The organism is Micromonospora globispora, from assembly GCF_003857015.1.
Lineage (GTDB): Bacteria > Actinomycetota > Actinomycetes > Mycobacteriales > Micromonosporaceae > Micromonospora > Micromonospora globispora.
In genome coordinates this window covers 1-10,757 of record NZ_QGGF01000490.1, presented here as the reverse complement: position 1 = coordinate 10,757, position 10,757 = coordinate 1, and the positions used below count along the sequence as shown (strand labels likewise).

The window sequence follows — 10,757 nt, the reverse complement described above, 5'->3', positions numbered from 1 at the left end:
ATGGGCTCCGGTCTCGTGGGCTCGGAGATGGGTATAAGAGACAGCTCGCGGACCGGCGGGCCGGCGGCCACGTCGCCGTCATCGCCGGCATGCTGGTGGTCGGCGCGTTGGGGTTGGGGCTGCTCGCCCTCGCCGGTCCGGCGGCGCTGATCGTGGGCGTGGTGCTCGGCTTCGGGCTGGGCTGGGCCTGGCCCGGGCTGCTGAACTTCGCGGTGGTCCAGCTCCACCCGCAGGCCCCGGCCGCCGCCACCTCGATCACCCAGACCGGGGTGTACGCCGGCGGCTGCCTCGGCCCGCTGGGCCTCGGCGCCCTCGCCGGCCACTTCGGCTACCCGACGATGTGGGCCACGGCCGCGCTCTCGATGCTGCTGGCCGCCGCGCTGATGCTGACCGGCAGCCGCCTCCTCACCCGCCCCTGACCCCCGGGCGGCTGGGGTGGGGTCAGCTGGTGCGGTCGGCGATGTAGTCGCAGAGCGACTCGAGGGCGCGCCGGGCCGGGTGGTCGGGGAGCGGGGCGAGCCGCGCGCGGGCGTCCTCGGCGTAGCTGCGGACGGTCTCCCGGGCCCGCTTCAGTGCCGGGGAATCGCGGAGCAGGCCGAGCGCCTCGGCGTGCAGCGCGTCGTCGACCAGCGGGCCGGCCGCCAGGATCTCCCGCAGCCGGACCGAGGCGGCGTCGGAGTCGTCCGAGGCGAGCGCGTAGAGCACCGGCAGGGTCGGCACCCCCTCGCGCAGGTCCGTGCCGGGCGTCTTGCCGGACTGCGTCGACTCGGAGGCGATGTCGAGCAGGTCGTCGGAGAGCTGGAAGGCCACCCCGATGGTCTCGCCGTACCCGGCGAGAGCCTCGATGTGCTCGGCAGACGCCCCGCTGAACAGACCGCCGAAGCGCGCCGAGGTGGCGATCAGCGAACCGGTCTTCTCGGCGATGACGTGCAGATAGTGGGCGACCGGGTCCTCGCCGGCCCGGGGGCCGACGGTCTCCGCGATCTGGCCGTGCACCAGCCGGGCGAAGGTACGCGCCTGCAGGCGTACCGCTTCGGGGCCGAGCTCGGCCGAGATGTCGGCGGCCCGCGCAAAGAGGTAGTCGCCGACCAGGATGGCCACCGAGTTGGTCCAGCGCGAGTTGGCGCTCGGGGCGCCCCGGCGCACCACCGCCTCGTCCATCACGTCGTCGTGGTAGAGCGTCGCCAGGTGGGTGAGCTCCATCACCACCGCGGCCGGTACGACCTGCGGGTTCTCTGGATCACCGAACTGCGCACCGAGCGCGACCAGCAGCGGGCGGAACCGCTTTCCGCCGGCCTCCACCAGGTGCCGGGCGGCCTCGGTGACGAACGGGTCGGCGCTTGTCACGTTGGCCCGCAGGTCTACCTCGACGGCCTCCAGCAGGCCCAGCACGGACGCCTCGACGCGGGGGTCGGCGAGGTAGAGGCCGAGCGCGTTGAACTGACGCGTGCCCTCCGAACCCCGACGACCGCCGGAGTCGGTGGCACCTGAACGCTCGCCAGCCGGAATCACCACGCCATCAACCATGCCACACCCGATCGACCTGCCCGGAGAGGGGGATACGGACCGGGGGCCGGTACGCCACGGCGTACCGGCCCCCGGTGGGAGAACCTCTGTCATCGCACGAATTCGGCGGCACCGTTGGCCAGGTCGAGCAGCGGCGCCGGCGCGACACCCAGCACCAGCGTGGCCAGCACGCCGATCACCAGGGCGGCCGAGGTGAGCGCGCCCGGCACGGTGACCGTCGGGGTGGCGTCGCCCGGCTCGGAGAGCCACATCATCACCACGACCCGCAGGTACGGGAAGGCCAGCACCATGCTGGTCAGCACGCCGGCGATCACCAGCCACGCCTGGTCGGCGTCCAGGGCCGGGGCGAAGACGGCGAACTTGCTGGTGAACCCGCTGGTCAGCGGGATACCGGCGAAGGCCAGCAGGATGAAGGTGAAGATCGCGGCGAAGAACGGCGACCGCCGGCCCAGCCCTGCCCAGCGGGACAGGTGGGTGGCCTCGCCGTCGGCGTCCCGGACCAGGGTCACCACGGCGAACGCGGCGAGCACCGAGAAGCCGTACGCGACCAGGTAGAACATCGTGCCGGAGAGCCCGTCCTTGCTCGGCGCCAGCACGCCCACCAGCAGGTAGCCGGCGTTCGCGATCGACGAGTACGCCAGCAGCCGCTTGATGTCGGTCTGGGTGACCGCCAGCACCGCGCCGACCAGCATGGTGAGCACCGCCACCGCGCCGAGGACCGGGGTGAAGTCCCAGGCGGCCCCGGAGAACGCGACGTGGAAGACCCGCAGCAGGGCGCCGAACGCGGCGACCTTCGTGCAGGCCGCCATGAACCCGGTGACCGGCGTCGGGGCGCCCTGGTAGACGTCCGGCGTCCAGACGTGGAACGGCGCGGCGGCCGCCTTGAAGAGCAGGCCGATGGCGAGCAGCGCCATGCCGGCGAAGAGCAGCACCGGGCTGGCTGGGGAGTCGGTGACCGCGGCGTGCACGGTGGCGAAGTCGACCCCGGCGACCCGGCCCGGGATGCCGGAGGTGAAGCCGTAGATCAGCGCCACGCCGAAGAGGAAGAACGCCGAGGCGTACGCGCCGAGCATGAAGTACTTCATCGCCGCCTCCTGGCTGAGCAGCCGCCGGCGGCGGGCCAGCGCGCAGAGCAGGTAGAGCGGCAGCGAGAAGACCTCGAGCGCGATGAACATGGTCAGCAGGTCGTTCGCCGCCACGAAGATCAGCATGCCGCCGATCGCGAACGTGGTCAGCGGGTACACCTCGGTGGTTCCGCTGACGCCCTCGGCCTGCCGCCGGTCGTCGAGCGACTCGGCGGTGACCGCGGCGTGGGCGACGAACGCCCCGCCCCGCTCCACCGAGCGCTCACCGATGAGCAGCAGCGCCATCGCGGCGAGGATCAGGATCGAGCCCTGGAGGAAGAGCGTCGGCCCGTCCACGGCGATCGCCTGGCCGGCGGTGAGCAGCCGGTCGTCGGCGTGGAGGATCACCATGGTCAGCGCGGCGAGCACCGCCACCAGGGCGAGCGCCAGCTGCACCGCGTTGCGGCGCCGCCGCGGCACGAATGCCTCGACCAGGACGCCGACCAGGGCGGCGCCCAGCATGATCAGGATCGGAGCGAGCGCCGCGTAGTCGATCGACGGCAACTTGAGCTCGGTCATTTTGCGGCCTCCTGGACGCTGCCGACCGTCGGGGCGGGATCGGTCCGACCGACGTCCTGCATGGTCGCCCGGACGGCGGGGTTGATGACATCGGTGACCGGCTTGGGGTAGAAGCCGAGCAGCACGATCAGCGCGATCAGCGGGGCGACCACGACCTTCTCGCGCAGGCTGAGGTCGCGGCGCATGCCGTCGGACTCGGTGAGGGCCGGGTTGAGCGTGCCCTGCGTGGTGCGCTGGATCATCCACAGCACGTAGGCCGCGGCCAGGATGATGCCCACCGTGGCGATCACCGCGACCGGCTTGTTGGTGGTGAACGTGCCGATCAGCACCAGGAACTCGGAGATGAACGGCGCGGTGCCGGGCAGCGCCAGCGAGGCGAGACCGGCGAAGAAGAGCACCCCGGCCAGCAGCGGGACCAGCTTGCCCGCGCCGCCGAAGTCGCTGATCAGCGCCGAACCGCGGCGGGCGATCAGCATGCCCACCACCAGGAAGAGCAGGCCGGTAGCGAGGCCGTGGTTGAGCATGTAGAGCACCGCGCCGGTGCCCGCCTGGGTGGTGAAGGCGAAGATGCCGACCCCGATGAAGCCGAAGTGGGCGATCGAGGTGTACGACACCAGCCGCTTGAGGTCGTTCTGCCCGACGGCCAGCAGCGCGGCGTAGATGATGCCGATCAGGCCGAGCGCCAGCGCCCAGGGCGCGAACCACTTCGACGCCTCGGGGAAGAGCGGCAGGCAGTACCGCAGGATGCCGAAGGTGCCGACCTTGTCCAGCACGCCGACCAGCAGCGCGGCGGCACCGGCCGGGGCCGCGCCACCGGCGTCCGGCAGCCAGGTGTGGAACGGGAAGAACGGCGCCTTGATCGCGAAGGCGAGGAAGAAGCCGAGGAAGAGCCAGCGCTCGGTGCCGGTGGAGATGTCCACCTGGCTCAGCGCCTGCCAGTCGAAGGTCTTCCCGCCGACGACCCAGAGGCCGATCACCGCGGCCAGCATGAACAGACCGCCGACCAGCGAGTAGAGGAAGAACTTCACGGCCGCGTACTGCCGCTGGTGGCCGCCGTAGCTGCCGATGAGGAAGTACATCGGCACCAGCATGACCTCGAAGAACACGTAGAACAGGAAGACGTCGGCGGCGGCGAAGACGCCGATCATCGTGCACTCGAGGATCAGCAGCAGGGCGAAGTAGACCGGCACCGACCGCTTGGACGACTCGGCGTCGTGCCAGGAGGCCAGGATCACCAGCGGCACCAGGACCGCGATCAGCATCAGCATGACCAGCGCGATGCCGTCGGTGGCGAAGGTGAAGTTGACGCCCCAGTTCGGGATCCACGGGTACGACTCGCGGAACTGGAACCGGTCACCGTTGGCCTGGAAGGTGATCCACATGATCACCGAGAGCGCCAGCACCAGCAACGACCAGCCGAACGCCACCTGCTTGGCCAGCTCCGGCCGGCGCCGCGGCAGCAGGGCCACGATCAGGGCGCCGACCAGCGGTGCCACGGTGAGCACCGAGAGGAACGGGAAGTTGGACATTATTCGGCCTTACCTCCGTCGTGACTGCGTGGCCCGCCGGCGGGGGCGGCCGGGAAGAGGTCGATCACGCCAGCCACCCCGCCTGCACCGCCAGGAACGCCGCCACCACGAGCAGCGCGCCGGTCAGGATCGAGGTCGCGTACGACCGCACGAAGCCGGTCTGCAGCCGCCGGAGCCGGCCGGAACCCCCGCCCACCGCGGCGGCAAGGCCGTTGACCAGCCCGTCGATGCCCCGGTTGTCGAGGTAGACCAGCGCCCGGGTGAGGAAGACGCCCGGCTTCTCGAAGACCGCCTCGTTGAAGGCGTCGGTGTAGAGGTTGCGGCGGGCGGCGGTCACCAGCACGCCGGCCGGCTGCGGCTCGGTGGCCGTGCCGTCGCGGAACAGCATCCAGGCCAGCCCGGCGCCGAGCACGGTGACCAGCAGCGAGAGCACGGTGATCAACCAGTGCGCGAGGACCGCCTCGTGCCCCTCCTCCTGGCCGCCCAGCCCGCCGGTGGCCTGCAGCCAGTCCGGCACCGAGGTGGCGAGCAGGAAGCCGGCCGCGACCGAGCCGATCGCCAGCAGGATCAGCGGGATGGTCATCAGCTTCGGCGACTCGTGCGGGTGCTCGATGTCCTCGGTCCAGCGGGCCGGGCCGTGGAAGGTGAGCACGAAGAGCCGGGTCATGTAGAAGGCGGTGAGCCCGGCGCCGAGCAGCGCCGCGCCGCCGAAGAGCCAGGCGGTCCAGCCCTCCCGCTCGAACGCCGCCACGATGATCGGCTCCTTCGAGAAGAAGCCGGAGAACGGGAACATGCCGATGATGGCGAGCCAGCCCATCATGAAGGTCAGCCAGGTGACCTTCATGTACTTGGACAGGTTGCCGAAGCGGCGGATGTCCACCTGGTCGTTCATGCCGTGCATGACCGAGCCGGCGCCGAGGAACATGTTGGCCTTGAAGAAGCCGTGCGCCAGCAGGTGCACGATGGCCAGCGCGTACGCCGCGCCGCCGAGGCCGACGCCGAGGAACATGTAGCCGATCTGGCTCACCGTCGACCAGGCCAGCACCCGCTTGATGTCGTCCTTGGCCGCGCCGATGAGGCAGCCCATCAGCAGGGTGACCGCGCCGACGCTGACCACCACGAGCTGGAGCGTGTGGTTGGCCGAGAAGATCGGGTTGGAGCGGGCGATCAGGTAGACGCCCGCGGTGACCATGGTGGCGGCGTGGATGAGCGCGGACACCGGGGTCGGGCCCTCCATCGCGTCCGGCAGCCACGCCTGGAGCGGGAACTGGCCGGACTTGCCGGTCGCGCCGAGCAGCAGCAGCAGGCCGAGCACCAGCACGGTGGTCGCGGTCAGCGAGCCGACCCCGTTGAAGACCTCGTCGTACTGGGTGGTGCCGAGGGTGGCGAACATGACGAAGATGCCGATGGCCAGGCCGGCGTCACCGACCCGGTTCATCAGGAACGCCTTCTTGCCGGCGGTGGCGGCGCTCGGCCGCCCGTACCAGAAGGAGATCAGCAGGTACGACGCCAGACCGACGCCCTCCCAGCCGAAGTAGAGCATCACGTAGTTGTTACCCAGCACCAGCAGGAGCATCGCGGCGACGAAGAGGTTGAAGTACGCGAAGAACCGTCGCCGGCCCTCGTCGTGCGCCATGTACTCGACCGCGTAGAGGTGGATCAGGAAGCCCACCCCGGTGATCAGCAGGACGAAGACCGCGGCCAGCGGGTCGAACAGCAGGCCGAAGTCCACCTTGAAGTCACCGACCGAGATGAACTGCCAGAGGTTCTGCTCGACCGACTTGTTCTCCAGACCACTCAGCTGGAAGAAGTAGGTCAGGCCGAGCACGAAGGCGGCGCCGATGGCGGCCACCCCCAGCCAGTGCCCCCAGCGGTCGGCCCGCCGACCGAGCAGCAGCAGGATCGCCGCGCTGACCAGCGGGATCGCCACCAGCAGCCAGACGCTGCCCAGCAGCCCGCTGGCCTGTGCGTATTCCACAGTCTCTTCCACCGCAGGGCCCCTTTAGTACTTCAGCAGGTTGGCGTCGTCGACGCTCGCCGAGCGCCGGGTCCGGAAGATCGACATGATGATCGCGAGCCCGACCACGACCTCGGCCGCCGCCACCACCATCACGAAGAACGCCATGATCTGGCCGTTCAGGTCGCCGTTGATCCGGCTGAAGGTGACCAGCGTCAGGTTGGCGGCGTTGAGCATCAGCTCGACGCACATGAACAGGACGATCGCGTTCCGCCGGACCAGCACCCCGACCGCGCCGATGGTGAACAGCACCACGGCGAGGACCAGGTAGTAGTTCGGCTCGACCGAGAAGAACTCGTTCATTTCTTGTCCGTCCCCTTCAGGGAGGTCTCCTCAGCGGTCAGCTCGCGGACCGGCAGAATCTCGGGGATGCTGCGGTCGGTCAGCCGGCCGTCCGGCAGGCGGGCCGGGGTGGCCACCGAGGAGGAGGTGGCGAAGACGCCCGGGCCGGGCTTCGGGCCGGGGTAGCTGCCGGGGCGGAACCGGGCCTTCATGGTGGCGACCTGGTCCATCCGGTCCTCCTTGCGCCGCTCGACATGCGCCAGCACCATCGCGCCCACCGCGGCCGTGATCAGCAGCGCCGAGGTCAACTCGAAGGCGAAGACGTACTTGGTGAAGAGCAGCCGGGCGATGCCCTGCACGTTGCCCTCGGCGTTCGGCTTGTCCAGGCCGATCGCCGTGACGCCGGCCAGCGCGCGGAACAAGCCCGTGCCGACCAGGCCGGCGAAGCCGAGCGCCAGCACGATGGCGGCGGTCCGCTGGCCGCGCAGGGTCTCGATCAGCGAGTCCGAGGCGTCCCGGCCGACCAGCATCAGCACGAACAGGAACAGCATCATGATCGCGCCGGTGTAGACGATGATCTGCACCATGCCGATGAACGGGCCCGCCTGGAGCACGTAGAACACGCCCAGGCAGAGCATCGTCAGCACCAGCCAGAGGGCCGAGTGCACCGCGTTGCGGGCCCACACCATGCCGATCGCGCCGATCAGCGCCAGCGGGGCGAGGATCCAGAAGGTCACCGCCTCGCCGCCGCCGACCGAGGCCGCCTCGGCGAGCACCGTCTGCGTGGTCATGCCGTGCCTCCCTTGCCTGCCGCGGCCGCCTGGCCCGCTTCGGCCCGCTGGGCCGCCTGCTCGGCGCCGGGGAAGGTCACCCCCGGGTGCTCGTCCAGCTGGTAGCGGCCGGGGCCCATCGGCGAGTGCTCCGCACCGGCCGAGGTGCCCGGGTTGGTCAGCCCGCCGACGTAGTAGTCCTTCTCGCTGTCGCCCAGCCGCATCGGGTGCGGCGGCTGCTCCATCCCCGGCAGCAGCGGCGCGAGCAGCTGCTCCTTGGTGAAGATCAGGTCCTGCCGACTGTCCCGGGCCAGCTCGTACTCGTTGCTCATGGTGAGCGAACGGGTCGGGCAGGCCTCGATGCAGAGCCCACAGAAGATGCAGCGGGCGTAGTTGATCTGGTAGACGCTGGCGTACCGCTCACCCGGGGAGAAGCGCTGCTCCTCGGTGTTGTCGCCACCCTCCACGTAGATCGCGTCGGCCGGGCAGGCCCAGGCGCAGAGCTCGCACCCGATGCACTTCTCCAGGCCGTCCGGGTGCCGGTTGAGGATGTGCCGCCCGTGGTAGCGCGGCGCCGAGACCGGCGGCTTGAACGGGTAGTCGGTGGTGACGACCTTCCTGAACATGTGCGAGAAGGTGACCCCGAAGCCCTTGAACGTTCCGGTGATCGCGCCCACGTCACACCTCCCTGGAGTCCGAGCCGGCGGCGATGTTGGCCGGCTCCCGCTCGGCGACCACGCGCTTGGTGCGCGGGCTCGGTGGTACCTGCAGGTCCATCGGGGGCAGCGGGAAGCTGCCGTGCGGACGGCTGTTCACCTGTTCCTGGACCGTCGGCTTCGGCTCCTTCTTCCGGCTCGGCCAGAAGAGCGTGGCCAGCAGCAGGACGCCCGCGCCGATGGCGGTGGCCAGCAGCCGGTCTCGGGTCTGCCAGTCCTCGATCGAGCGGAGCCCGGAGAGGACCAGGATCCAGACCAGGTTGATCGGGAGCAGGACCTTCCAGCCGAACCGCATGAACTGGTCGTAGCGGAGCCGGGGCAGCGTGCCCCGCAGCCAGACGAAGACGAAGACCAGGATCAGCACCTTGCCGAAGAACCAGAGCATCGGCCACCAACCCGAGTTGGCGCCCGACCACAGGGTGATCGGCCAGGGGGCCCGCCAGCCGCCGAGGAAGAGCGTGGTGGTGACCGCGGACATGGTCACCATCGAGACGTACTCGGAGAGCATGAAGAGCGCGAACTTCAGCGAGCTGTACTCGGTCATGAAGCCCGCGACCAGCTCCGACTCCGCCTCGGGCAGGTCGAACGGTGCCCGGTTGGTCTCACCGACGGTGGCGATGAAGAAGATGATGAAGCTGGGCAGCAGCAGGATCGCGTACCAGCCCGGGGCCGGGATCTCGGTGCCCAGGATGGTCAGCCGGGTGGCGTCCCCCTGCGCGGCGACGATCCCGCTGGTGGACATCGTGCCGGCGGTCATGAACACCGCCACGATGCTCAGCCCCATCGCGACCTCGTACGAGATCATCTGGGCGCTGGAGCGGAGACCACCGAGCAGCGGGTACGTCGAGCCGGAGGCCCAACCGCCGAGCACGATGCCGTAGATGCCCATCGACGAGCAGGCGAGGATCACCAGCACCGCCACCGACACGTCGGTGACCTGCAGCGGCGTGTGGTGGCCGAAGATGCTGACCATCGGGCCGAACGGCACCACCGACAGCGCGGTGACCGCGCAGATCACCGAGATGGTCGGCGCGAAGAAGAAGACCACCTTGTCGGCCGTCCGCGGGAGGATGTCCTCCTTGAAGGCCATCTTCAGGCCGTCGGCGAGGGTCTGCAGCAGACCGAACGGGCCGACCTGGTTGGGGCCGGGCCGGACCGCCATGCGGCCCACGACCCGCCGCTCGAACCAGACGCCCAGCAGGGTGGCCAGCAGACCGAAGACGAAGGCGAAGACGATCTTGCCGAGGACCAGCCACCACGGGTCCTTGCCGAAGTCGGCCAGCGTCGGGTCCTGCGCCAGGTAGACCGCGTTCACTGGGAAACACCCCCGGAGTTGAGGAGCGGACCCGGGCGACCCGCCACGTCCGCGGCGACCGGGCCGGTCGAACCGGGACCTGTCGCTCGGGAGGCAGCGATCCGTACGACCGTGCCGGACGTCGCGCCGAGGCTGCGCCGCACGGTCGAGCCGGGTGAGTTGGTCGGCAGCCAGACGACACCGTCCGGCATCTCGGTGATCGCCGCCGGCAGGGTGATCGCCCCCCGGTCGGTGCCCACCGTCACCGGGTCACCGTCGGCGACGCCGATCGCCTCCGCGGTGCCCTTGCCCAGCCGGACCACCGGCGGACGGGCGGTGCCCAGGAGGTGCTCGTCGCCGTCGGTCAGGCTGCCCAGGTCGAGCAGCTGGTGCCAGGTGGCCAGGACGGCCTCGCCGGCGCCGGGCTGCGGCACCGCGGCCGGCTCGACGGACGGCGCCGACGGACGGCGCACGCGGGTCGGCGGCAGCCCGCCCAGCTCCCGGCGGACGCTCATCACATCGCCGGTGCCGAGCCGCACGTCGAGCTGCGCGGCGAGCGCGTCGAGCACCCGGCCGTCGGTCATCGCGCCGGTCTCCAGCACCACGTCGAAGGGACGCAGCCGGCCCTCCCAGTCCAGGAAGCTGCCGGCCTTCTCGACCACCGGCGCGACCGGGAAGACCACGTCGGCCCGGCGGGCCACCGCGCTCATCCGCAGCTCCAGGCTGACCAGGAACGGCACCGCGTCCAGGGCCCGCTCGGCCAGGCGCGGGTCGGCCAGGTCGGCCGGGTCGACACCGGCCACCACCAGAGCGCCGAGCTGGCCGTCCGCCGCCGTGGCGACGATCCCGTCGGTGTCCCGGCCGGCCTGGCTGGGGATCACCCCGGCCGCGATGTTCCAGGCCTCGCCGAGCTCGGCGCGGGCGGCCGGCTCGGTGACCGGGCGGCCGCCGGGGAGCAGGTTCGGCAGGCAGCCCGCGT

The 10,757-nt window shown here is 70.7% G+C and carries 9 protein-coding genes and 1 pseudogene; 1 reads left to right on the top strand and 9 read right to left on the bottom strand.

The window, feature by feature from the left end:
* Window positions 1-419: pseudogene (locus DKL51_RS26285) on the top strand (MFS transporter); the annotation flags it as partial.
* A 22-nt stretch (window positions 420-441) separates the two neighbouring features.
* Here DKL51_RS26285 and DKL51_RS26280 read toward each other — a convergent pair.
* The 9 genes from DKL51_RS26280 to DKL51_RS26240 all read right to left on the bottom strand — a co-directional run.
* The gene (locus DKL51_RS26280) at window positions 442-1,527 is read right to left on the bottom strand and encodes a polyprenyl synthetase family protein (RefSeq protein ID WP_124812618.1); all 1,086 of its coding nucleotides are present in this window, start codon (window positions 1,525-1,527) and stop codon (window positions 442-444) included.
* 89 nt (window positions 1,528-1,616) lie between these two features.
* The gene (gene nuoN / locus DKL51_RS26275) at window positions 1,617-3,170 is read right to left on the bottom strand and encodes an NADH-quinone oxidoreductase subunit NuoN (RefSeq protein WP_124812617.1); all 1,554 of its coding nucleotides are present in this window, start codon (window positions 3,168-3,170) and stop codon (window positions 1,617-1,619) included.
* A complete protein-coding gene (locus DKL51_RS26270) occupies window positions 3,167-4,699 on the bottom strand; it encodes an NADH-quinone oxidoreductase subunit M (protein WP_124812616.1) in 1,533 nt (510 codons plus the stop codon). The genes nuoN and DKL51_RS26270 overlap by 4 nt, the downstream gene beginning before the upstream one ends.
* A 64-nt stretch (window positions 4,700-4,763) precedes the next feature.
* Complete coding sequence (nuoL, locus tag DKL51_RS26265; protein WP_124812615.1) at window positions 4,764-6,689, bottom strand: NADH-quinone oxidoreductase subunit L; 1,926 nt, start codon at window positions 6,687-6,689, stop codon at window positions 4,764-4,766.
* A 12-nt stretch (window positions 6,690-6,701) separates the two neighbouring features.
* Window positions 6,702-7,019: an NADH-quinone oxidoreductase subunit NuoK gene (nuoK, locus tag DKL51_RS26260; protein WP_109945480.1), complete on the bottom strand. Its 318-nt coding sequence runs from the start codon at window positions 7,017-7,019 to the stop codon at window positions 6,702-6,704.
* A complete protein-coding gene (locus DKL51_RS26255; RefSeq protein WP_109945479.1) occupies window positions 7,016-7,789 on the bottom strand; it encodes an NADH-quinone oxidoreductase subunit J in 774 nt (257 codons plus the stop codon). Before DKL51_RS26255 ends, nuoK begins: the two co-directional genes overlap by 4 nt.
* The gene (gene nuoI / locus DKL51_RS26250) at window positions 7,786-8,445 is read right to left on the bottom strand and encodes an NADH-quinone oxidoreductase subunit NuoI (RefSeq protein WP_109945478.1); all 660 of its coding nucleotides are present in this window, start codon (window positions 8,443-8,445) and stop codon (window positions 7,786-7,788) included. Before nuoI ends, DKL51_RS26255 begins: the two co-directional genes overlap by 4 nt.
* A 1-nt stretch (window position 8,446) precedes the next feature.
* Window positions 8,447-9,799: an NADH-quinone oxidoreductase subunit NuoH gene (gene nuoH, locus DKL51_RS26245; protein WP_124812614.1), complete on the bottom strand. Its 1,353-nt coding sequence runs from the start codon at window positions 9,797-9,799 to the stop codon at window positions 8,447-8,449.
* Window positions 9,796-10,757: molybdopterin dinucleotide binding domain-containing protein (locus DKL51_RS26240; RefSeq protein ID WP_148097847.1), on the bottom strand; the 962-nt coding region annotated here is incomplete at its 5' end. The genes nuoH and DKL51_RS26240, both read right to left, overlap by 4 nt.